The 25,421-nt window shown below is 37.5% G+C and carries 16 protein-coding genes; 12 read left to right on the top strand and 4 right to left on the bottom strand.

What is annotated here, in order from left to right; translation table 11 throughout:
* Positions 1 to 28 precede the first annotated feature (28 nt).
* The 4 genes from DLK05_RS02930 to DLK05_RS02915 form a co-directional block, all read right to left on the bottom strand.
* Positions 29 to 3,097 (bottom strand): alpha-amylase family glycosyl hydrolase, encoded by a 3,069-nt coding sequence (locus DLK05_RS02930; RefSeq protein WP_209319677.1) that lies wholly within the window; start codon positions 3,095 to 3,097, stop codon positions 29 to 31.
* A 121-nt stretch (positions 3,098 to 3,218) separates the two neighbouring features.
* On the bottom strand, positions 3,219 to 5,024 hold the full coding sequence (locus tag DLK05_RS02925; RefSeq protein WP_209319676.1) for a SusF/SusE family carbohydrate-binding protein: 1,806 nt from the start codon (positions 5,022 to 5,024) through the stop codon (positions 3,219 to 3,221).
* 15 nt (positions 5,025 to 5,039) lie between these two features.
* On the bottom strand, positions 5,040 to 6,662 hold the full coding sequence (locus DLK05_RS02920; protein WP_127342483.1) for a RagB/SusD family nutrient uptake outer membrane protein: 1,623 nt from the start codon (positions 6,660 to 6,662) through the stop codon (positions 5,040 to 5,042).
* A gap of 21 nt (positions 6,663 to 6,683) precedes the next feature.
* Complete coding sequence (locus tag DLK05_RS02915; RefSeq protein ID WP_127342482.1) at positions 6,684 to 9,689, bottom strand: SusC/RagA family TonB-linked outer membrane protein; 3,006 nt, start codon at positions 9,687 to 9,689, stop codon at positions 6,684 to 6,686.
* A gap of 418 nt (positions 9,690 to 10,107) precedes the next feature.
* Here DLK05_RS02915 and DLK05_RS02910 point away from each other — a divergent pair, with 418 nt between their 5' ends.
* The 12 genes from DLK05_RS02910 (at position 10,108) to DLK05_RS17975 (ending at position 25,195) form a co-directional block, all read left to right on the top strand.
* Entirely contained in the window at positions 10,108 to 11,127 is a 1,020-nt protein-coding gene (locus DLK05_RS02910) for a LacI family DNA-binding transcriptional regulator (protein ID WP_127342481.1), read from the top strand.
* Positions 11,128 to 11,672: 545 nt separating this feature from the next.
* Positions 11,673 to 13,031, top strand: coding sequence for an MFS transporter (locus tag DLK05_RS02905; protein ID WP_127342480.1), 1,359 nt, complete (start codon positions 11,673 to 11,675; stop codon positions 13,029 to 13,031).
* Between the two features lie 12 nt (positions 13,032 to 13,043).
* Complete coding sequence (gene pgmB, locus DLK05_RS02900) at positions 13,044 to 13,691, top strand: beta-phosphoglucomutase (protein ID WP_127342479.1); 648 nt, start codon at positions 13,044 to 13,046, stop codon at positions 13,689 to 13,691.
* Between the two features lie 35 nt (positions 13,692 to 13,726).
* On the top strand, positions 13,727 to 16,039 hold the full coding sequence (locus tag DLK05_RS02895; RefSeq protein ID WP_127342478.1) for a glycoside hydrolase family 65 protein: 2,313 nt from the start codon (positions 13,727 to 13,729) through the stop codon (positions 16,037 to 16,039).
* Between the two features lie 77 nt (positions 16,040 to 16,116).
* A complete protein-coding gene (locus DLK05_RS02890) occupies positions 16,117 to 17,979 on the top strand; it encodes a glycoside hydrolase family 13 protein (RefSeq protein WP_127342547.1) in 1,863 nt (620 codons plus the stop codon).
* A 57-nt stretch (positions 17,980 to 18,036) separates the two neighbouring features.
* The gene (locus DLK05_RS02885) at positions 18,037 to 20,448 is read left to right on the top strand and encodes a glycoside hydrolase family 31 protein (protein ID WP_127342477.1); all 2,412 of its coding nucleotides are present in this window, start codon (positions 18,037 to 18,039) and stop codon (positions 20,446 to 20,448) included.
* Positions 20,448 to 22,100 carry an alpha-amylase family glycosyl hydrolase gene (locus tag DLK05_RS02880; protein ID WP_127342476.1) on the top strand — a complete coding sequence of 551 codons (1,653 nt, stop codon included), beginning with the start codon at positions 20,448 to 20,450 and terminating at the stop codon, positions 22,098 to 22,100. The genes DLK05_RS02885 and DLK05_RS02880 overlap by 1 nt, the downstream gene beginning before the upstream one ends.
* 58 nt (positions 22,101 to 22,158) lie before the next feature.
* Positions 22,159 to 23,535, top strand: a complete 1,377-nt coding sequence (locus DLK05_RS02875) for an alpha-amylase family glycosyl hydrolase (RefSeq protein WP_127342475.1) — start codon at positions 22,159 to 22,161, stop codon at positions 23,533 to 23,535.
* A 250-nt stretch (positions 23,536 to 23,785) separates the two neighbouring features.
* On the top strand, positions 23,786 to 23,977 hold the full coding sequence (locus DLK05_RS02870) for a cold-shock protein (RefSeq protein WP_127342474.1): 192 nt from the start codon (positions 23,786 to 23,788) through the stop codon (positions 23,975 to 23,977).
* Between the two features lie 192 nt (positions 23,978 to 24,169).
* On the top strand, positions 24,170 to 24,439 hold the full coding sequence (locus tag DLK05_RS17415) for a hypothetical protein (protein WP_209319675.1): 270 nt from the start codon (positions 24,170 to 24,172) through the stop codon (positions 24,437 to 24,439).
* Positions 24,396 to 24,809: a Fur family transcriptional regulator gene (locus tag DLK05_RS02860; RefSeq protein ID WP_127342473.1), complete on the top strand. Its 414-nt coding sequence runs from the start codon at positions 24,396 to 24,398 to the stop codon at positions 24,807 to 24,809. The genes DLK05_RS17415 and DLK05_RS02860 overlap by 44 nt, the downstream gene beginning before the upstream one ends.
* A 74-nt stretch (positions 24,810 to 24,883) precedes the next feature.
* Positions 24,884 to 25,195, top strand: coding sequence for a DUF6660 family protein (locus tag DLK05_RS17975; protein WP_369073560.1), 312 nt, complete (start codon positions 24,884 to 24,886; stop codon positions 25,193 to 25,195).
* Positions 25,196 to 25,421: the final 226 nt, after the last annotated feature.

The following is a 25,421-nucleotide window of genomic DNA, read 5'->3' as shown; positions in this document are numbered from 1 at the left end:
TTTGCTTGTTATAAACTAAAAAAACTAACTATTGTTTCATTATTTTTTTGCTTAAGTGGGAACCATCTTCCAATTCAAATACCAGAATATACATTCCGGTCTTTAAGCTATTCATATCCAGGTTTACGGTAGTATTAGGTGTTTGTACGGCAAGTACTGCTCTTCCTGATAGATCGAACAATTGAATTTGTTTTACTTGGTTCAAATTCTCCAAATAAAGAATATCATGAACCGGATTTGGATAAAATCGCAATTGTTGATTTAAAACATCGTCGATACCGGTAGAGTAGGCGATCTCATCGCTATAAGTACCATAAACCGTACGACCTTGAACCAAAACACCAGTCTGTGCTACAGGAGTTACCGCAAAACGGATGAAGTTACCACGATCGGCCCGAGCCAAAGTATAGCTTAAACTATTTGCGCCATCGATGGCTGTTGCGTTGGTGCCATTTGCATCATCTGCTCTGTACCATTGATAAATCGAACTGCCTTCCGCATCGGAATTGGCATCGGAATAGGTGTAAGTAGCCGTTAAGCTTTCATCTTCGCGGAAAATACCGCTGACGCTGATATTTGAAGCTACAGGTGCTGCGATAACAGCAGGTGCGCTCAAAGCTTTGCTTGTGTAAATATGATACTCTCCCGGAGCAAGGCTTACATTCGCATTCACATCCGTTACATTTACTGCATCACCACTAAAGTAATCGTACCAAGTTCCTGTTTTGCTGTAGTTGGGAGAAATTGCCCCTGCAATTACATCGAAGTTGCCAATGATACGAACATCCATATCATTACTGTTGATTTCGATACGCTTTAAAGCTTTATCCGTAATTAATGAAAAGTCGGAAGACTCTATTGCTGCTTGTTCTTTTTTCAATTTTATAAGTGCCTGAAATACCTGGTAAAGTCTTTCGCGGTTCGGGTTATCCTGATAATCCCAGTGAATGGGTTTTCTGCCTACTCGTCCGTTTTCATCTATAGAAACATCGTAGCCTAGCTCTTCAAACTGCCAGATCATTTTGGGTCCGGGTACGGTAAAGAAAAAAGCTGCTGCTGCTTCTACTCTCGAAAGGGCAGTATTTAAGTCTTTCACATTATAATCTCCATCCGAATTTCCAAATTCCAGATTCTTGAACATCAATCGCTCTTCATCATGACTCTCCATGTAGTTCACAATTTGAGGAGCATTCCATCCTCTGTTTTTCCAGGAAGTCCAGCTAAAATTGGAGGTGAATCCCATGGTAGCTTCATTATAATCATGATTGGCATTTCCCCAAAGTAGAATATTATGAGCTGCCAATTCTTTTTCCTCGGTATTATCCGAAAGGTGTTCGAAAATTACTTTGGCATTTGGTTTTACATTCCAGATTTGGTCTGCCATACGTTCCAATAAACTGATTCGAGCTGTATCTCTTTTACTTCCCCACGGATCGGTGCTATTACTATGAACGGTATTGGAGAATCCTTTGGTAAAGTCGAAGCGGAATCCGTCGATATGGTATTCGTTCATCCAGTAAGCATTAATTCTGTCGACCAACTTTTGGGTGGCTGCACTTTCGTGATTAAAATCGTATCCCCACTGTGCATCGGGATTTTCGAAATTACTGTGCTGGTTATACCAAGGATTATCGGCAGTAGGATTGGTTCCATCGAAATACATGCGCAGGAAGGGCGATTGTCCGAAAGAATGGTTTAAAACCATATCCATGAAAACAGCAATTCCTCTTTTGTGGCATTCGTTGATGAATGTTTTGTAGTCGTCTTTTGTTCCGTAAGCTTTATCAGGCGCGAAGTAGAAGGAGGGATTGTATCCCCACGAATCGTTTCCTTCAAATTCGTTGAATGGCATTAATTCAATGGCATTTACTCCCAATCGCTGCAAATAGTTTAAGGTATCTTTTACTGTTTTGATATTGCCTGCAGCTGTAAAATCTCTCACATGCAGTTCGTAAACTACCAAATCATTTTTTGCAGGAGTACTAAATGAGGCATCTGTCCATGTGAAATTACTTTGTGCGGTTTGAAAAACACTGGCAATTTCGGTGGTTTTATCTGCCGGATAAGGCATTAGGTTGGGATAGGTACTGGTAGATATATACTGATCGTTCCATGGATCAAGCAACTTATCTGCATAAGGATCGGCAATTTTAATAGCTCCGTCGATGATATACTGAAAGGCATATTCCTGTCCCGGAGTAAGATTGTTGATCGAAATCCAAAAGTGATCGCCATCTTTTTTCATTTGGTACGTGTTGTCGATTTCCCAATTATTGAAATCACCAATGACGTATATAAAGTTTTTATGGGGTGCGTATAGCGATAAATCAACGGTAGTATCATCAATATAGTTGATTCCCTCTATTAATCCTGCTGGCATTGTCTCGCTTACTACATTTTCACGTACAAAGAAATGGGTCGTATCCCGGGCTTCGGTAGTACCAGATGTTGCAACTGCTATTAATTCGTGTGTTCCGGCAATAGCAGTCTGTATTGTAGTAGCTATTTCGGATGTGGTAGTGGTGTTGTTTTGAACTCCATCCAGGTATAAGGTGAGATTATCGTTACCACTTGCATTCACCTGAACGCTGAGTACCTCATTTTTCTGAATCATTTTATTATTGGCAGGAGATGCAAAGCTTACATTTAATCCGCCTTCGCTTACATCTGCAAAAATGTCTTTTCCGCCATCGTCTTTTCCTTCTAAAGTTTTATCAGCACTTCGAAAGACGAAAGCCATTTTTAATATTTTTTCACCTGTGGGTACGCCGTAATAGTCACGGATATTAGGAGTGATGGCAAGCTGCCATTTGTTGTTTCCCAGAGAAGTCAGCTTGTATTTTGCACTGTTATCGCCCCAGGTAGGAGCATATTTCCAGTCACTTTCGGAGGTGCTTTTATCTGTAATAACTCCGGTATGTGCATAAACATCACCGGTATAATCTTTTAATCCGGCAGTACCTAAAGCAGCATCAAAAGTGATGGTGACTTCTTTATCCTCGGTTGGGAAGGTTGGGTTGGTAGTAATGATTTGCCCGATACTAATTCCAGGAAGGAACAGTAGTATAAAAAGGAGGGATGTGTACAGTTTCTTCATAATAATTTTGGTAATAGATGTAATGCTGGCAAAAATTATAATTCTACTTGAGTGTTTTAAAATTAGAGATAGAAATAAAGCATGAGGTCGAAACCCCATGCTTTATATTTTTATTATAAAACTACTGAGCTATAGTCCCAGTCATTGCTTTAAAGTTAAGATCAATGGTTGTTTCAAGAGCTGCAACAGAAACTCTTGTTTGATCACCACCATTTCCTCTAGGAACAATAGCGCCATCCAGAACCATGAATTCTGTTCTCCACCAATCACCAGCAGGGAAATATGGATGAGCAACAAACATTCTTAATTCAGCAGCAGCTAATGTTTTGGTAATGGTAAGCTTCTCGTTAGCATTATCAACTGTGAATATGTTCGCTGCATCTTCATTACCCCAGCTTCCAACTGCATCACCAGTTAAATATACTGTTGGTTCAACAACCGATATTTTGTCTGTATCAAGGTCAACCACTACAATATAATAACCTGCAGTTCCAGGAACAGAAATGTTATTTCCTCCTTTGGTATATTCACCACCGGCAGGATAAGCATCTTCTGCAGAACCAAAGTTGATTCCAGTATCCCAAGATTTTTCAGAAGCCATTTTAAATCCACCTGTAGCATTCATCCAAACGATTTTCCAAAATTGATTTGGAGTACCATTAACGGGAACCATTGGTAAATCTGTATTGTTCCAATCCCAGTCACCTACACCGTCACCAATCAAGTATAGAGCGGCAGGATATTTAGGAGCAGGATCTGCTATAACAATTTTTTTAGCATCCCCATTTGTAGCATCAATAGTAATTGTGATGTCAAAAGCACCTTTTTCAGTTACAGTAATGTTTCCGCCATCGTCAGCAACCTTAGCGGAGCTGTTGGCAATATCAATCTTATCAAAACCAGCAGCGAAATTAATACCGTTTACACCAGCTTCACCATTTTTTGTTCTTAATTTGAAACCTTGGTTCGCTTCCAAAACAATTCCTGTCCATGTCCAGGTATATACACCTGCAGCAGCAGTTGGAACTGCACCATTGTCAGCTAAGAGAACATTTCCCCAGGCCCAAGAGCTTCCATCAGCAGTTGCATCGGCATTGTCAGCACTTACTCCGTCACCAACAGCATCCAATTCAACACCAGTCCAATCGGTATTGTCCGAAGCAGCATTTTGAACAATAGAGAAAGTATTACCGGAAACACTCAAGGTAAGGGTGTAATTTCCACCATTAGTCTGAATGTTGGAACCATCTTGTTTAAGAGCTACATTAGCTTCTTCTTCAATTACTCTACTATCACCAGATAAACCAAGGTTCACAGCCCAAGGGTTGCTTGAATCAATTTTTGGAGCTCTAAATTTGAATTCTCCTGGTTTAAGATCCAAAGTAATGTTGTAGGTATCAGTTGTTTTGTCGTAGGACATGTACTGATCATTTTCAGGATTCCATCCACCAACAGCACTACCAATCACACTGTAAGGCTCTACATCAAAATAGGTAGTTACAGTCATTGAAATAGCCTCTGATGCTAAGTAGTTACTTGCAACAACTCGAAGACTAATGTCATATGATTGTCCATCTTCATATCCTGCTGCCAGTAGTGCTTTATTCATGTCTGAAACAGAAAGAGAATAAGGAGAAGTAATACCGGTAGCAATAGTTTTGTGACCGGCAAAATCACCACCTTGAACATCAACTTCTAAAGCGTATTGAACTGCAACATCCAGTTTGAAATCAGCATCAGTCCACTCAAATGTACCAAACTGGTCATTTTCATTAATCTTGGATAGTACAATTGTACTTCCATCTATTGCAGATGTTAATACAGGAACAATAGCATCGTTAGGAACCATTACTTCAATATCATCAGTACAACTAAATGTAAAGAAGAGTCCTGTTATTAACAGAAATAGTATATTTAATTTTTTCATCATAGATTCATTTTATTAATAACCATCATTTTGGATTAGATTTGGATTTGCCAACAAGTCATTTGATGGAATTGGGTATAAATCTCTATAGGATTCTGAAGCAGAACCTGTTTGATTGTTTCCTTTCCATGTCCATAGATAATCGCCTCCGGTAAATTTACCGAAACGGATTAAGTCGGTACGTCTGTGACACTCCCAATAAAGTTCACGTGCTCTTTCATTAAGAAGAAAGTCAAGGGTTAAATCACCAGCAGTAATATCACCGGAATTGTCACCATAAGCTCTTTCTCTGATTTGATTTACATATCCAACTGCAGTAGCAACATCACCACCAGCACCACCTCTTACAACTGATTCAGCATACATTAGGTAAGCATCAGAAAGACGGAATACAGGGAAATCAGTACTTACAAAAGCAGGGTGAGCATTTGGAGCTTCACTACCATCAGCCTTAAGATTCTTAAATTTAGTAACACCGATACCATTGGTGAAGGTTCCAACATTAGTTACTTCCCATTGCCAGTTGTCTGGATTGAAATAGAACATACCACGTGTATCTGCACCCACAAATTCAGGAGCTGCAGCACTAAAGTCACTTTCTGTAATATTGAACTTAGAAACTAATTCCTTGATAGTACGGATTCCTCCCCAACCACCATCAATTCCATTTAATGGCATTCCTCCACCGTTAGAAGCATGAAGAACAAATGTCATACCTCCATATTGTTGAGTGTTCAAACCATCAAAAGTAATTGGGAAAATGATTTCAGGACTTGTGTCATTGTCGGCACTAAACATTCTTTTGTAATTTGGATCAAAAGTATATCCGCCTTCATTAATCACCTTATTCAAATAAGTTAATGCGTCAGTATTTCGATCAACACCGGTGTAAACAGTTGAATTTTGGTAAAGTTTTGCAAGTAGCATCCAAGCAGAAACACGATCGACACGTCCATATTCGTTTGTTTTAGGTTCTGCAAGTTTGGTTGAAAGATCTATTAACTCTTTTTCCACATAAGTAAATAAGTCTGCACGAGAAATTCTTTCAGGAGAAAATGCCCCTGGAAGATCGTCTTCTGTAACAAAAGGAACATTTCCAAACATGTCAATTGCATGCCAATAGGAGAATGCTCTTAAGAATCTGGCTTCTGCCTGATAGTTTTCCAATTCTGTTTTGAAAGTACCTGAAGCATTTGCTATTGCAGCGTTTGTTGTTCTAATGAATTCGTTAGCTGTAGTTACAGTATAAAAAATTCTGGAATAAAGAGCAGCAATAAATACATCATTAGGAGCCCAGGTTTGCCAGTGAAAGTTTTTGATAGTAGCATCGTCCCAAGCCATTATTGCTTCGTCGGTTGGAAGTTCTTGTAATCCCCAATACTGACGTAGATAGTTACCAAAGTTTTCGTCGATACCTTGTATATCAGGAGCACCGCCGCCGCCGCCAACTTGTCCGCTGATTGCATAGGTTGCGTATATCTTTGCAAGAGCTTCTTTATAGGATGCTTCATCCTTAAAAACATTAGTAGCCGTTGCTTCATTGGGGTCGATAGGTTGAACCTCCAAATCATTAGTACATGCTGAAAATGATAAAATCGCAGCAAGTACAAATATCATATAAAATTTTAATCTTTTCATATTTAATTTATTTGTAGGTTTTTAGAAATTAAGATTTACGCCAAGCATAAATGTACGTGGACGAGGATAGATATTGTTATCAATACCACCGTCAACCTCTGGATCTAAACCTGAATAGTCTGTAATTACAAATGCATTTTGAACAGTTGCAGAGATACGACCAGAAATTTTGTGAGCCATAATCTTATCAAAACTATATCCTAAAGTAATGTTATCCATTCTAAAGAAAGATGCATTTTCCAAGTAGAAATCTGACCAGTACTGAGCTGTAGTAAAATTAGTTTTTAGTACAGATTTTGGTAGGTTAGCCAAATATCCTGATTGGTTGTATAAGTTTTGATATAATGCGCGATTTGAATCGTTGTTATTATACACGTAATTATCCAAACTTAGACGACCAGCAAATGAGAAATCCCAGTTCTTATAAGAGAACTTAGAAGTAATACCAATTAAATAATCCGGAGTTGGATTTTTCATTAGATATTTGTTGTCGTTATTACCAGCTACATTACCACCTAATTTAGTTTTGTCATTATATAATCCTTCAATAGGCATGCCATTTTGGTCATAAACTTGTTTAAATAAGTAGAATGTGTTTGCTGAGTGTCCAACAGTATTAAACATTACATTATTTCCAACACCACCAGAAATTCCACCTAAATCATAACCTGAGTTATTATCTTCGCTTTTGATATTTGAAAGTGAAGTAATTTCATTTTTGTTATGTGTTAAGTTTGCTCCAATTTCCCAGCTCATATCGCTATTGGAAATTATATGGTAGTTTACAGTGATTTCGTAACCGTTGTTCTCAAGACTACCAACATTTGTTGTTAGGAAGTTTGAAAAGTTAGTACCTGCAGCAATTGGAATCTCACTAATCAAGTCTTTGGTTTTACGTTTGTAAATATCGAATGATCCAGTGATACGATCGTTGAAGAATCCAAAGTCGATACCAGCATTATAGGTAGTAGTTTCTTCCCATTTAATGTCAGCATCATAAGGATTCGGTCTCAAAGTTGAATAAAACTGATTGCCAAATTGATAGTAGGCACCAGCTTCACTTTGACGATAAACAGGGATGTAAGGATAATAGTTATCCGAAATATCCTGCTGACCTGTAATACCGTAACCAAGTCTCATCTTCAAGTTAGAAACTTGCTTTACATTTTTCAAGAAAGATTCTTCGTTGATTTTCCATGCAAAGGCTGCAGCAGGGAATAAACCCCAACGGTTATCTTTTGAGAATCTGGACGAACCATCATCACGTAAAGTAGCAGTCAATAAATATCTATCCATGAAGGTGTAGTTGACACGACCAAAAAAGGATACCAAATAGTTTTCATTTTTGAAAGCTGTGGTTTTTTCAATATTAGGTGTACCATTGGTTTCTTCTATTGTTCTATTGTAGTTAGAACCTTCGCGTTGGAAATGTTGCCAACCGTAACCGGCAGTAGCATCAATTTTGTGCTCACCAAACTCTTTAGTATAGTTCAAGTAAAAATCCAAAAGGGTATTTTGATTTTTACGATCGTAATTTTTAATATTCTGTTCTGGTTCGCGATAACTCCATGATGCTCTTGAGTCGGTATTATCGTCTCCATCACTCTTAGAATAATCATATCCTAAGTTTAAGTTTGCTCTTAAATTAGGAATATATGGAATTTTGTAGTCAAACTGAATATTACTGATCATTCTCTTTACAGTAGATGTATTGTCTCTGTAAGCAAGACGAGCAAGTGGATTGTGAGTTGCAATATTAATAGGAGCTCCATTCAATTGGTCAGCTTCTGCTAAATCAACCCATGCAGTATAACCACCATAAGTGGTATTTCCATTTCTCACAGCTTGAGTAGGATCGAATTCAAATGCAGAACCTATTGCATCTGTGTTAGAGAAATTATTGTCTATATACATTCCCTTAACATTGAAATTTACTTTCAATTGATCATCAAAGAAAGAAGGAGTAGCATTAATAGACATTGTAGTTCTGTCAATACCTGAATCTTTCAGAACACCATTTTCGATGGTGTGTCCTACAGATGCACGGAAAGGAGTATTCATCACATTCCCGAATACGCTAACATTATGGTCTGTAGATACAGAAGTACGATAAATCTTATCTTGCCAATCTGTATTCTCAGATCCTAAACGAGTAAGTGCAAAGTCAGTTAATCCGTAATTGTCAACACGATCTTTCACTAAAGTTCTAAATTCATTTCCATTAAAAACATCGGTATATTTTTTTACCTCTCCAACAGAAACGTTTCCGTTATAGCTAATATTTAAACCCTTTTTAACACCTTTTTTGGTAGTGATAATAATTACACCATTTGATGCACGAGATCCATAAATAGCAGTAGCTGACGCATCCTTAAGGATAGTCATCGAAGCAATATCATTTGGATTGATAGTGGAAAGTGGATTAGCAAGACCATCCAAACCTGAGTTATCCAATGGAAAACCATCGAGAACAATTAATGGATCATTGGTAGCTTTCAAAGAGGAACCCCCACGAATTCGAATAGTAGCACCTGCTCCTGGTTCACCACTGTTGGTAGTTACTACAACACCTGCAGTTTTACCAACGATAAGTGACTGTGGAGAAGTAATTGCTCCTTTATTAAAGTCATCTTCACCTACAGCAGTTACAGAGCCGGTAGCATCAGATTTTTTTACCTGACCATAACCAATCACAACAACTTCGGAAAGGTTTTCGGTTTCAATACTTAAAATTACATTGATTTGGGATTGGTTTCCGACTGCTATTTCTTGAGGTCTGTAACCTACAAACGAGTAAATAATAGTAGCGGAAGCATCTACACTTAAAGTGTAATGTCCATCAATATTAGTAGTTGTTCCTATTGTTGTACCTTTTACAACCACAGAAACACCAGGGATACCCATGCCATCGTTTGCATCGGTAACAGTACCAGTAACAACTTTTTCCTGTGCATGTATCATGGTAAAAGAAAATACCATAACAAGCATAAGAAGCAGTTTTCTTAGCATACTAATGTTAAGTTCCATAAAATAGAAATTTAAGATAAATTAGAAATTAGTTACAGTTAAGCTTACTATTTTGAGTAATAGATGTGAACTCATTTTCCGACTTTGGTTCTCCTTATAGTACTACTCTTAATATCATCTTAACTTTTAGTTAGCCTTAATTTTTATTCAAATCAAAGATAATTATTGAATTTAGCTTCCTCTAAGTGATTGATAATTAAGTGAAGATAAATCATTGCAATCGTCACCGCAAACGTTTGAAATTAATATATGTGAATAAATCGATATGAGAGAATTAAATCCTGTTTACAAGAATTTGTTTGTTTAATTATTCCTATATTTACCATGCTTGTAGCGATAGTCATTGTTCTCGCGTGTGTTTGGTGTATCTACTTGATAACAAAACCATTATTGCTGTTTGTTAATTTAAGAATTTTATATGAGAAGTGGGCAGGTAACCATTAAAGATATTGCTAAGGAATTAGGTATTTCGGCATCAACAGTATCCAGAGCATTAAAAGATCACCCAGATATTAGCTCCAAAACAAAAGTAGCAGTAAATGAACTTGCTAAGAAATGGAATTATAGGCCTAATGCAGTTGCTTTGAGTCTGCGACATAGTAAAAGCAATATCATTGGTGTTATTATTCCCGAGATTGTGCATCATTTTTTCTCTTCTGTCATAAGTGGAATTGAAGAAATCGCTTATAAGGCAGGATATAATGTAATGATGTTCCAGTCCAACGAATCCTATGAACGGGAAATTGCAAATGTGCAGGCATTGCTTTCCAGTAGAGTGGATGGTGTATTGGTTTCGATGTCGAAGGAAACAAAAGATTTTAGTCATTTTAAAGAGCTGCGGGACAATGGTATTCCTATTGTTTTTTTCGATCGAATATGTAATGAACTATCTTCGGATAATGTAATTGTGGATGATTTTGCCGGAGCTTTTGCAGCAGTGGATCATCTTATTAATATTGGATGTAAGCGAATCGCTCACTTATCAGCTCCGCAACATATGCTTTTAGGCCAGAATAGACAAAAAGGATATCGACAAGCTTTGATAAAGCACAAAATTGCGATTGATGAAGATTTAATTATAAAATGCGATAACTATGAGGAGGCTATGTTGAAAACTCCTGAGTTATTAAAATTATCGAGCCCTCCTGATGCTATATTTGCAGTGAATGAACTAACCGCTGCTGGTGCTCTTTTGGCAGTAAAGAAGGTTGGATTTAGAGTTCCAGAGGATATTTCAATAGTGGGATTTACGGATGGGTTGGTTTCCCGGGTTACGGATCCTAATTTAACTACGCTGGAGCAACACGGATTTGAAGTTGGCTTAAAAGCAACCGAGTTATTGGTAGATCGAATAAAAGACGGAGAAATGGATTATGAACCTGTTACCAGAGTGGTGAAGACAAATCTAATTGTCCGGGGATCAACTCGGGAAAAGTAATGATATTTAAAAAGAAAGGCTGCAATTTGCAGCCTTTCTTTTTGTGTTTACGGTGTGTAAAGCAAAAAAATACATTTTTTTTGCTTTACACTGCAATCGTTTGAAACGTATTGCAGGGCTTTAATTCAAGTGTTTTCGGACTAATAGGTAAGAAAGGAATTTTGACATCTTATATTTTTTTATCTACTTTTGAGCATTGAGGGAAGCCTCAATTCCGACTTTTTTTATTGTTCCCCTTATAAATGTGATCTTATTTCCTGATAAAATGATGGAAATATATGTGGTCTGTATGTTGTGTTTTTATTAATACGATATAGTCTGTTAGCCCGTTTTGAAATGAATTCGTATTTGTCGTATTCATTGAAGATCACCATTTCCTAATTGATATCTATTTTTTTTAGTAACACAATCATAGTTGTTGTATCGTTGTTTTAGAGATTTAAGTTTCGAAACGATTATACTTGCTTATGGTTTGAATAGTATTTTTTGAAAAAATGTAATTAAACCTCTGTATAAAAGATAGAAGGTTAAAAAAAGACCATTAAATGAAGAAACAACCTCGTTTAAATTTTTGGCAAATTTGGAACTTAAGTTTCGGTTTTTTAGGTGTTCAATTTGGCTTTGCCTTGCAGAATGCTAACGCCAGTAGAATATTAACCAGTTTGGGTGCTGATCCTCACTCTTTGTCATTCTTTTGGCTAGTTGCACCTATCATGGGACTTATGATTCAACCTGTTGTTGGTGCCGCAAGTGACAAAACATGGACTAAATTGGGACGTCGTTCTCCTTATATTTTATTTGGAGCAATAATATCTATGTTGGCCATGTTTTTTATGCCCAATGCCCCTTTTATTGTTAAAGCAGGTGGAGCAGGAGCTTTAGCTTTTGGTGTGGTTATGCTTGCCTTAATGGATGGATCGTTTAATGTAACCTTTCAGCCTTTTAGGGCATTGGTTGCGGATATGACACCAGAAGACCAACGCAATATTGGTTACTCCATTCAAAGTTTTTTAATAAATGTAGGTGCTGTTATTGGTTCTGCATTACCTTTTATTCTGACTGCAGCAGGAATTGCCAATGAAGCTGATGCCGGAAAAGTTGCTCCATCCGTGATATGGTCTTTCTATATTGGAGGTTCGCTACTTTTGATAAGTGTGTTAGTGACTGTATTTAAAACAAAAGAATATCCCCCTGAGGAATTTGAAGCATACAATAATATTACGGAAGAGGATAAAGCACAAAAGGAGAGTTTTTGGAAGCTCCTACTGAATATGCCTAAAACAATGAAACAGCTTTCCATTGTTCAGTTGTTTTCCTGGTTCCCGCTTTTTTTATTGTGGGTATATTCCACTACAGCAATTTCTCAACATTATTTTGGTGTTCCGATAGGCTTTAATGCGGAAACGGAAACCAACATGAATATACGCCGTGCTTTTGATGAGGCTGGAAATTGGGTCGGTATATGTTTTGCTATGTATAGCTTGGTGGCAGCATTATTTTCTGTTGCCATGCCAAAAATTATTCAAATGACAAGCAGGAAGACGGTGTATGCTGGTTCCTTGCTTCTTGGCGGACTTGGATTTATATCAACTTACTTTTTTCACAGTCAGTACATGTTGCTTGTTTCCATGGTTGGGATAGGTATCGCATGGGCAGGAATATTGGCATTGCCATATGCCATCCTTTCCGGATCTCTTCCGGCAAAACGTATGGGTATCTATATGGGATTGTTCAATTTAACTGTTGTGGTTCCCCAAATATTAAGTGGTTTGTTTGGTGGTCCCATCTTAAGAACCTTTTTTGGAGGACAAGGAATATATATATTGGTAATGGCTGGTATTGTTATGATTTTGGGCTCGTTCTCTGTAGCATTTGTAAAATCAGAAACTGAAAAACAAGATTAAAAAATAGAACTAATGGAAAAGATTAGTGCGTGTATTTTCGATTTAGACGGAGTGGTTGTAGATACTGCGAAGTATCATTATATCGCCTGGAGAAGCTTGGCAAATGAATTGGGATTCGATTTCACCAAGGAAGACAATGAAAGATTAAAGGGTGTCAGCAGAATGACATCTTTGGATATTCTTCTCGAAATAGGAAATGTGGAGCTAGATGAAAAGACAAAGCTCCAACTTGCTGAAAAGAAAAATAAGAACTATTTGGAATATATCTTAAAAATGACTCCTGATGAGATTCTCCCCGGAGTGAAAGATTTTTTTAAGGTCTTAAAATCTGAAGGGATTAAGATAGCATTGGGTTCAGCAAGTAAGAATGCTATGACTATTTTAAAGCAACTTCAATTAACGGATTATTTTGATGCGATAGTTGATGGAACTCACGTTAGCAAAGCCAAACCAGATCCTGAAGTGTTTTTAAAAGGCGCTGAATTACTTGGTTTTTCACCTGCTGAATGCATTGTTTTTGAAGATGCCGAAGCTGGTGTGGAAGCTGCGCTTAATGGTAAAATGAGATGTGTGGGAATTGGTTCTCCTGAGGTATTGGGAAAGGCAAATTTAGTAGTACCCGGATTTGTTGGGCTTACGATGGCTCAGCTGGATTTTTAAATCAGTATAGGATTATTATTTAAAGAAAACCAAACATGAACGAGTATTTAAAACATGATGAGTGGTGTGTAATTGAGGAAGGTTTTAATCCTGAGAATCATCGTTCGTCTGAAAGTATATTTAGTCTGGGTAATGGGAACATGGGGCAAAGAGCTATGTTTGAAGAACATTACTCAGGAAAAACACTACAAGGAACTTATGTTGCCGGTGTTTATTATCCGGATAAAACCAGAGTTGGATGGTGGAAGAATGGATATCCCGAATATTTTGCAAAAGTATTAAACGCCCCAACCTGGATTGGCATTGATGTAAAGATTAATGGCGAAATGCTGGATTTGGCAAAATGTGAAACCAGCGATTTTGTTCGCACGCTAAACATGAAGGAAGGCGTACTGGAAAGAACCTTCATAGCTAGTATGTCCAATGGGAATAAACTGAAGGTGGAAACCAAAAGATTCCTAAGTATCGTGGATACGGAGGTTGGTATGATTCGTTATTCAGTAACGCCTTTAAATTTTGATGGTAAAATCAAATTTATTCCATACATCGATGCGGATGTGATGAATTCGGATTCGAACTATGACGAGAAATTTTGGGATATTTTAGTGTCAAAATCCTTGAGTGGAGAAGCATATATCACTGCTAAAACAAAGAAACTTGATTTCCATGTTTGCATGGGAATGAAATATGATGTGTACAAGGATGGTCAGAAATTGGAAATGAATCCGGCTCTGACTGAAGATGCAAAATATGTTTCAAATACTGTTGAATTTGAGGTGGAACAAGATGAAGAATTAGCCATCTATAAATATGCAGGGGTTTTAAGTTCCTTGAATCATTCAAAATCTGAGATCCTGAATGACGCACATAAGGTAGTGGCATCGGCATATGAAAAAGGATATGGAAAATTGTTGGAAGAGCATGTTGCTAGATGGGCTGATAAATGGTCGCATAGCGATATTGTTATTGAAGGTGATGTTGCTGCTCAGCAAGCCATTCGTTTTAATATCTTTCAACTAAATCAAACTTATACCGGCGAAGATGAACGTTTAAATATCGGACCAAAAGGATTTACCGGCGAAAAATATGGTGGTAGTACCTATTGGGATACCGAAGCTTATTGCGTTCCTTTCTATTTGAGTACTTCAAAACCAGAAGTGACTCGTAATTTATTGATTTATCGCCATAAGCATTTGCAAAGAGCTATTGAAAATGCGGCAAAACTAGGATTTACAGATGGGGCTGCTCTTTATCCTATGGTGACTATGAATGGTGAAGAATGTCACAATGAGTGGGAGATAACATTCGAGGAAATCCATAGAAATGGAGCTATTGCTTTTGCTATTTACAATTACGTTCGTCATACCGGAGATCAAAAATATCTGGAAGAATATGGTTTGGATGTTTTGATCGGTATTACTCGTTTTTGGAGCCAAAGAGTGACTTATTCTCAAGCCAAGAAGAAGTATGTAATGCTTGGTGTTACTGGTCCTAACGAGTACGAAAATAACGTTAATAATAACTGGTATACAAGTACCTTAGCTACTTGGTGTATGAAATATACACAAGAAGCAATGGCCTTTGTCAAAGAATCAAATACGAATCGTTTCAACGAAATTATGTCTGATTTGAATTTCGATTTTAATCAGGAAACAGCAAAATGGAACGATATTATTGAAAATATGTATTACCCGATTGATGAGGAAACAGGAGTTTTCTTGCAACAAGAGGGTTATATGGATAAGGAACAGATTTTAGCAGTCGATTTGGATCCTAAAATCAGACCAATCAATCAGCATTGGTCCTGGGATAGAATTCTTCGTTCCTGCTTTATCAAACAAGCAGATGTTTTGCAGGGAGTGTATTTGTTCGAAGATAAGTTTGATTTGGAAACAATTCAAAAGAACTACGACTTCTACGAACCAAGAACCTTGCACGAATCCTCTTTGTCTCCCTGTATTCACTCCATTCTTGCGTCTAAAATTGGCGATATAGAAAGAGCATACAATTTGTACTTGAGAACATCCCGATTGGATTTGGATGATTATAATAAGGAAGTTCACGAAGGCTTGCATATTACAAGTATGGCCGGAACATGGATGTCTATTGTTGAAGGATTTGGAGGCATGCGTGTGGTGAATGGTAAATTGAGCCTTAATCCATTGATTCCGAAAGAATGGAAGTCTTATTCTTTTAAAGTTCGATTCAGAGGAAATTTACTCAATGTAAGGGTATCTGAAGAAGGTGTAGGCGTTATCAACGAAGAAGGGGAGAATATTACCCTCTTTTTGCAGGATGATGAATACAAAATCGAAAAATCAAGCAGTTTGGTAATTGAAAATGCCTGATTGTAAAGCATATTAATTCAGGGTAGAGGTCCTTTCCTTTATCCTGAATTTTTGTACTACCTAAGATTCCAAATATGATGAACTTGCTAAAATTATCTTTGATTCCTTGTTTATTACTTTCCTTAATTAGCTCTACTGCTTTTTCGGCAGCGTCAAAAATTGATCATCTGGAACCTATGTTCTGGTGGGTGGGAATGAATAATCCCAATCTGCAATTAATGGTACATGGCGAGCATATAGGTAATTTAAAGGTAGAGATTTCGTATCCTGGAGTGCAGTTAATGGGAGTGACTAAGGTAGATAATGACAATTATTTATTCTTGAACCTGCAAGTTTCAAGTACTGCGAAAGCTGGTAAGTTTAATATTGTCTTTCGCGATGCTAGTGGTAAGGAAATTCATTATCCATATGAATTGAAGCAGAGAAGAAAGGAATCAGCTGAGCGAAAAGGATTCGATAACTCGGATGTAATCTATTTGATTATGCCAGATCGTTTTGCAAATGGAGATCTCGATAATAATTCTGTTGAAAATCTTAGCGAAAAAGTCGACCGAAATAATCCAGATGGCCGTCATGGTGGGGATATACAGGGAATTATTAAACATTTAGATTATTTGGAAGATCTGGGGATTACGGCCTTATGGAATACTCCACTTTTGGAAGATAATGAACCTCAAGGCTCTTATCATTCCTATGCAATTTCCGACTACTACAAAATTGATGCTCGTTTTGGTACGAACGAAGATTATCGTCGTTTATCTCAGGCTTGTCAAAAACATGGTATTAAATTAATCATGGACATGGTTTTTAATCATTGTGGAATGGCTCATTGGTGGATGAAAGATCTTCCAAGCAAGGATTGGGTACATTTACATGATAAATTCACTCCTTCCAATCACCGAAAATCAACAATTCAGGATCCTTATGCTTCAAAGATAGACAGAGATCAATTCCTCGATGGTTGGTTTGTTGGTTGTATGCCGGATTTGAATCAGCAAAATGAATTGTTAATGACTTACCTGATTCAGAATAGTATCTGGTGGGTGGAATATGCCGATTTAGGAGGTATAAGAATGGATACCTATCCCTACAATGATCCTCAGGGAATGTCCGAATGGGGACAAGCCCTTTTAAGAGAATATCCTCATTTTAATTTTGTTGGAGAGACCTGGTATAAATCTGCTGCAGATATTGCCTATTGGCAAAAGGATGCGCTAAACGCCGATGGATACAATTCCTATATGCCATGCGTAATGGATTTTCAGTTGTTTTTTGAAATGCAAAAAGCATTTAATGAATCTACTGGATGGGAAAAAGGAATGGTTCGTTTATATGAAAGTCTGGCCGCTGATTATTTATATCACGATACAGGTAACCTCTTAACTTTTGCCGAGAATCACGATACGGACAGAATCATGTGGGTTCTCGATGGAGATATTCAAAAGTTTAAATTGTTGATGACTTTCCTACTCACTACTCGTGGAACGCCACAACTTTATTCCGGAATAGAAATCCTGATGGAAGGAAAGAAAAGCGATGGGGATGGTAAAATGCGAATCGATTTCCCTGGTGGTTGGAAGCAGGATCAACGAAATGCATTTACCAAACAAGGAAGAACAGCAAGGGAAGCGGATGCCTTTCAGTTTTTAAGAAATCTACTGAATTGGAGAAAAAATAATGCAGTGATTCATTCGGGTAACTTGAGGCATTACGTTCCGGAGAATAATGTATATGTGTATTTCCGAAGTAATGCTGAAAAAAGTGTGATGGTAGTGCTGAATAGTAATGCCGAGGCTCAAAAAATTAACCTAAGCAGATTTTCTGAGAGCATGAAAACTTATATCTCTGGGAAAGATATTTTAAGTGGTAAGCTCTTCGATTTTTCGCAGGATACAATGGAGGTGGAAGCTAACACTTCCCTGGTGATCGAATTGCAATAATAGTCAAATCAAAATAGCTAATAACTCATTAGTTCTAAGAAATAAGTATTTCTGAATATGAATAATTTAAAACGATATTTTTTAACATCTGCTCTCTTATTTGCAGCCATCTGTGTTGCCCTTACCAGCGAGGCACAAAACAGTAATCGAATATATCAATCCTATCATAAGGATAACAATCAATTGATCGTTGTTACCAACGAAGGAAATTATGCCATTCAATTCTACGATAATAATATTGTGGAAACATCCTTTATCCCAAAAGGAGAAGTTTGCCAGAAAGCGTCCACAGCGGTTGTGATGATTCCGGAAAAAGGAATTGGAAAATTGGTTGATAAGGATAGTTTGTTGGTGTTTCAATCGCATGGATTGGCAGTTCTGATATCCAAAAAACCATTCGGAATCAGTTACGACTATAAAAACAAGAGATTAATTGCGGAGAAGAATGGGTATGTGAAAACCGACAGCTCCGAAAATATCGATTTCAATATTGATAAGAGTGAAGTTTTGTATGGCGGTGGAGCCAGAGTATTGGGAATGAACCGCAGAGGTTATCGTTTGAAACTCTATAATAGAGCTGATTATGGATACGGAACCCATTCCGAATTGATGAATTATTCCATGCCTTTGGTGATTTCCTCTAAAAAATATGCAGTGCATTTCGATAATGCTCCTATCGGTTACCTGGATTTAGACAGCAAGCACAATAATACTTTGCGTTATGAAACCATAGGTGGACGTAAAACCTATCAGATAATTGCGACAGATACCTGGCAGGATTTCACCAATCAATTTACCAAATTAACTGGCAGACAGCCAATGATAGCACGTTGGGCACTCGGGAATTTTGCCAGTAGATTTGGTTATCATTCTCAAAAGCAGGTGCTCCGGACCATTGCTGAATATCGCAAAGACTCGATTCCGGTGGATGCTATTATTATGGATTTGTATTGGTTCGGAAAAAATCTGAAAGGTGATATGGGGAATCTTGCTTTTTATCGTGATTCCTTTCCAAATCCTGAAAAGATGATTTCTCAATTAAATCAGGAAGGTGTAAAAAGTATCCTGATAACAGAACCGTTTATACTTACTACGTCCAAACGTTGGACAGAGGTTGAAAAAGAAAATATTTTAGGTGTAGATACATTTGGAAATCCCTATACTTTTGATTTTTATTTTGGACATACTGGCTTGATTGACGTTTTTAAACCCAAAGCAATCTCATGGTTCTGGAATATTTATAAAGGTTTGGTTAATAAAGGCATTGGCGGATGGTGGGGAGATTTAGGAGAGCCAGAGGTTCATCCTGCTGCACTTCAGCATGTGAATGGATCTGCCGATGAGGTGCATAATATCTACGGACATTATTGGGCGAAATTGGTTTTTGATGGCTATCGCAAAGATTTCCCAAAACAACGACCTTTTATTCTGATGAGAGCCGGAGCAGTAGGTTCTCAACGATATGGCATGATTCCCTGGTCGGGAGATGTTAGCCGTTCGTGGGATGGATTGAAACCACAAACCGAAATTAGTTTGCAGATGGGAATGCAGGGAATTGCATACATGCACTCTGATTTAGGCGGTTTTGCCGGTGATAATCTGGATGATGAATTATATACTCGCTGGTTACAATATGGCGTGTTTCAGCCAATATTCCGTCCTCATGCTCAGGAAGCAGTGCCTTCCGAACCAGTATTCCGGGATGAAATAACCAAAGCTTTGGCAAAAAAATCAATTGAATTAAGATACCAGTTGATGCCATATAATTACACCTTGGTATTCCAGAACAATCAAACCGGTATCCCTTTGATGAGACCTTTATTTTTTGAAGAACCGGAAAATAAGGATCTGTTAAGCGTTTCGGATACTTACCTGTGGGGAGATGCTTTTTTAGTTTCTACTATTACGGATCCTGGTTTGAAGCAAAAGCAGGTGTACATGCCGAAAAATAATGTTTGGTTCGATTTCGCTACCGATAAACGATTTGAAGGTGGCAAAACTTACAGCATACCAACAGCAGCAGATCATATTCCGGTCTTTGTACGGGGAGGTGCTTTCATTCCAATGATAAAAGGAATGCAAAACAGCCGCGATTATTCTTTAAAGAATTTTGAATTGCACTTTTATCAGGATAAAACAGTAGCGGAGAGTGAAGGTCAATTATATGATGATGATGGTAGTACGCCGGAAGCATACGAAAAAGGAAAGTATGAGCTCCTGAAATTTCATGCTATACACAATAAAAATATACTGATATTAAGCTTGAATAGCGAGCCCGGAAAGGATTATCGGACTTCGGATAAAACAATTCAAATGATTGTTCACAACATCAATAAAAAACCTAAGAAAGTAATTATGGATAAGAAAGCCATTGCTTTTGATTGGGATGAAACAACAAGAGAACTTCATTTTCAGGGAGTGTTAAAATCAGATAACAACGTAATGTTTAAGATAAAACTAGCGAAATAATGAAGAGATTAGGAACTTATTTTTTTCTGATAATGCTTTTTTTCTTGTCTGCTTGCAGCAGCACGGAAAAGACTATTGTGGAAAAAGAACAACCTTTTGTGTGGCAGGGTGCTAATTTATATTTCTTGCTTACCGATCGGTTTTGCAATGGAACAACCGATAATGATGTGAATTTCGATCGCGATTTGCCTACCGGAAAACTGCGTGGTTTCGAGGGTGGAGATATCAAGGGAATTACACGGAAAATAGAAGAAGAATATTTTACCGATTTAGGAATTAATGCCATTTGGTTTACTCCTGTAACGGAGCAAATTCATGGTGCTGTGGATGAGGGAACAGGGAACACCTATGGCTTTCATGGTTACTGGGCGAAAGACTGGACTGCTCTGGATCCTAATTTTGGCACCAAAGAGGATCTTGCCGAATTAGTTCGGGTGGCACATGCTCACGGAATCCGAATTGTAATGGATGCTGTGATCAATCATACTGGTCCGGCAACAAAGAAAGATCCTGCATGGGAGAAAGATTGGGTGAGAGTGGAACCAACTTGCACCTATCAAAATTACAAATCTACGGTAGAGTGTACTTTAACCGATAATTTGCCTGACATCAAGACCGAAAGTACAAAGGAGGTCGGAATTCCTGCTGTTTTAGCAGAGAAATGGAAGAATGAAGGTCGCTACGATCAGGAAGTAAAAGAATTGGACGAATTCTTTGCCCGTACCGGATATCCCCGGACTCCCGAATATTATTTAATAAAATGGCTTTGCGATTATATTACAGAATATGGGATCGATGGCTATAGATCCGACACCGTAAAACATACCGATCCAAGTGTATGGAAGCACTTCAGGAAAGAGTGCGAATATGCTTTCCAAACCTGGAAGAAGAACCATCCTGAAAAAGTGCTGGATGATAATAAATTTTACTCGGTAGCAGAGGTCTACGGTTATGGTATCAGCAACGAATTTGTATATGATTATGGCGATAAAAAGGTGAACTACTATGCCAATGGCTTTACCGATTTAATCAACTTCGAATTTAAATCGGATGCCAACAAAGATTACGAAGCCTTGTTTACCAAATACTCCAAAATCCTTCATGGCGATTTAAAAGGCTATGGAGTCCTAAATTATATTTCGTCGCACGATGATGGTTCTCCTTTCGATCAGAAAAGAGAAAAGAGTATGGAGGCGGCAAACAAACTATTGCTTTGTCCGGGTACTTCGCAGGTTTATTATGGCGATGAGTCTGCACGTCCCTTGATAATTGATGGGGCAGTTGGAGATGCAAACTTACGATCCTTTATGAATTGGGATCAGATTAAATCGGATAAGGAAACCCAACAGATTTTAAAGCATTGGCAAAAATTAGGAAGCTTCCGTAGAAATCATCCTGCAGTGGGAGCTGGAATCCATCAAATGATTTCAAAAGAGCCTTATGTATTCAGTCGAACCTATCAGAAAGGAAACTATAAAGATCAGGTTATTGTTGGATTAGATCTGGCGAAAGGCGCGAAAGAATTGCCCGTGGGAGATTTGAAAAACGGAACCAAACTAAGAGATGCCTACTCCGGTAAGGAAACTGTGGTGAAGGATGGAAAAGCAAATATCTCCACCGATTTTAATCTGGTTCTTTTTGAAATAATCTAGTTACTTATTTTATTGATATTAATAATACGATCCTATATAACATCTAAAAATTAGTCGCATGAAGAGAATTTATCAATTTATTTTAGGTCTTCTTGTTGTTACAGGAATTGCCATTGGCTGTCAGAATAAGCCTGCTGCAAAAGCTGTTGCCGCAGATAAAAAGATTGAAAAGCATGTAGAATGGAGCAGAAATGCTAATATCTATGAGGTAAACATTCGCCAGTACACACCCGAAGGAACGATAAACGCCTTTGTAAAACATATGCCTCAGCTGAAAGAAATGGGTGTGGATATCCTTTGGATCATGCCGATTTATCCTATCTCCATGAAAAACAGAAAAGGAAGCATGGGTAGCTATTATGCTGTGGCAGATTACCGTGCCGTAAATCCGGAATTTGGTACTCTGGAAGATTTGCAAAACATGGTGAAAAAAGCACACGAATTGGGAATGCATGTTATTCTAGACTGGGTTGCTAACCATACTGGTTGGGATAATCATTTAATTACAGAACATACCGATTGGTATTCTCAAAACAATAAAGGGGAGATTATTATTCCTGCCGGAACCGATTGGTCGGATACTGCAGATTTGAATTACGATAATCAGGATTTGCGGAATTATATGATTGGTTCCCTAAAATATTGGATTAAAAATGCCGATGTGGATGGTTTCCGTTGCGATGTTGCAGGTATGGTGCCAACAGATTTCTGGGAGAGAGCCAGAAAAGAGTTAGATGCAGTAAAACCAGTATTTATGTTGGCAGAAGATGGCGGAACTGAATTGGTTCAAAATGCTTTCGATATGTGCTACGGATGGGATTTACATCACCTGATGAACGAGGTGGCGCAAGGCAAAAAAACTGCCAACGATTTGGAGGCTTATTTCACTAAAGTGGATACCCTTTTTCCTGCCGATTCCTACATCATGAACTTTATCACCAACCACGACGAGAACTCATGGAATGGTAGTGTGAAGGAAAGAATGGGAGACGCTGGTAACACTTTTGCAGTCTTGACTTTCACTGTTCCCGGAATGCCTCTAATTTATAGCGGACAGGAAGCAGGAATGAGCAAAAGATTAAAATTCTTCGACAAGGATACCATCAATTGGAGCAGAAAGGATTTGATTCCTTTCTATCACAAATTACTAAGCTTAAAAACCAGCAATAAAGCATTGCAGAATGGCGTTAAAGGTGGAAAATTGATTCGCATCCCTTCCGATAAAAACGATGCTGTATTCGCATTTGCTCGTGAGAAAGACGGTGACAAAATTTTAGTGGTTCTAAACCTTAGTAAGAAAGCTATTAAGGTCAAATTAAACACTGAGGCTTATGCAGGCACTTACAGCAACTTTTTCACTAAAGAAAAGCAAGAATTTGCTAAAGAAAGCTCAATGTCTCTAAAGGCATGGGAGTATAGAGTGTATATCAAGTAATTTGCTTTCGGTTTTATTAGGAAAGCAGGTACCCCTCGAAAAGCCATTCTCTGCGGAGAGTGGCTTTTTTTATTCCTTATTGTTTCTTTTGTTAAGCCCATATTATTTTGTGGATTTGGGAACAGAACGATTTTGAGGCAACTTAGTCATCCGATATGGTGTTTTAAAGTGTACTCATGAGATATACTCTTTTACGTTAGTCAGAATAGTGATAAAACCCTATATTTATATTTCATTAAATTTTTAAATCATGAGTAACGGAACAGTAAAATTTTTCAACAATTCTAAAGGATTTGGATTCATCACACCAGATGACGGAGCTAAAGATGTATTTGTCCATCAGAGTGCATTAATTGATGAAATATCTGAAGGAGACAAAGTAAGCTATGACGTTGAGGAAACTGAAAAAGGATTAAGTGCAGTAAATGTTAAGGTAGTTTAATTGATTACTTTTTAACTTATTTGTATTGTAAAAGCCTGTTGTAGTTAACAGGCTTTTTTTCCCGATCAAAGGTTTAGTTGCCGATTCGTTTGTTTATGGCTTAAGTATTTGGGTCGTTGGTTCAAGTGTTATTCGTAAAAAGAAAGTGCCCGTTTAAGCGGATATTTTCAGTTATCTCTTGCTTTTTTGGGAATGATAGAAATTCTCAGACGATTTATTGCTTCTGAAGCAATGCCTGATTACCGCATAATGATTGGAATATCTATTTTAGCACTTATTGCTAATTCAGCTTGTTTGTATTTGTTGCAAAAATCAAAGAAGCCCATAAGCCATCAGAAAGGTTTATTAATCCTAAAGGAATTGACTATTCTGGTGCTAATGAAGAAAATTAAAAACACATTAAATGTGATTAAGTATAATGAACGAAAATATCGAAAGCAAACTCAAGTCAAAAAACATTAAGCCTACAGCCATGCGTTTGTTGGTTTTAAAGGTTTTAAGTGAACAAAAATCGACGATTAGTTTACCAGAGCTCGAAAAGAAATTTGAAAAAGCAGATAAAGCAACCTTATACCGAACGTTAAAAACATTTGAGGAAAATAAATTAATTCATAGTATTGATGATGGTTCAGGTTCTGTAAAATATGCTTTATGTCAGGATGATTGTAAATGTTATCCTGAAGATCTTCATGTTCATTTTTTTTGTGTTAAATGTAAAAAAACCTATTGCTTGAATGATATCCCGGTACCAGTAATAGATCTCCCTATGAACTTTTCTCTGGAAAGTGTGAATATGGTAGTAAAAGGAGTATGTCCTATTTGTCGCCTATAAGTTTGCAACTTGGTTGCACGAACAAATTTTATACATTTGCTGAGAAATAGTTTGAGAGATTACTATAAATATTAATGAAACTGTTAGCATCCATATTATCCCTTTATGTCATGATTCTTGTATTCATGCCGTGTGCGGATGCTCATATTTCTAACTCCGACTATTTTTCAATTATCCAACAAGATCAAGAGGATGGACATTCTGGAGATATAGAGTTTTGTTCCCCATTTTGCTTTTGTACTTGTTGTCAGACTCCTTCGGTAATTCATACTCAGATAATTCCGCAAGTTAGTTTCTTGGTTATTGAAATAATAGCTCCTCTTCTGCTTGAAAAGGAAATAGTGAGTAACATTTCTTTTTGGCGCCCCCCTAAATACAATTCATAGTTTCGTTTAGTTATTAAGACACAACATGAGCCAATGGCTTTTGTTAATGTGTCGTGTCTTCTAATGCCAATTTTATTATAGCCCACTAGTTAATAATTTGGGTTTTAAGATGAAAAAGCAAAAGATATTTGCGTTATGCTACATCTTTTTAAGACTATCTAAAACCAAAAGAAACGTTTTTAATATGTATCCAATTAAAAAGCGCAGGATAAATTCATTGTCTTTT

The sequence above is a fragment of the Ancylomarina longa genome, assembly GCF_003996985.1.
Taxonomy (GTDB): Bacteria; Bacteroidota; Bacteroidia; order Bacteroidales; family Marinifilaceae; genus Ancylomarina_A; species Ancylomarina_A longa.
Note: the sequence above shows the minus strand (reverse complement) of the source record. Positions and strands in the feature narration are given on the sequence as shown.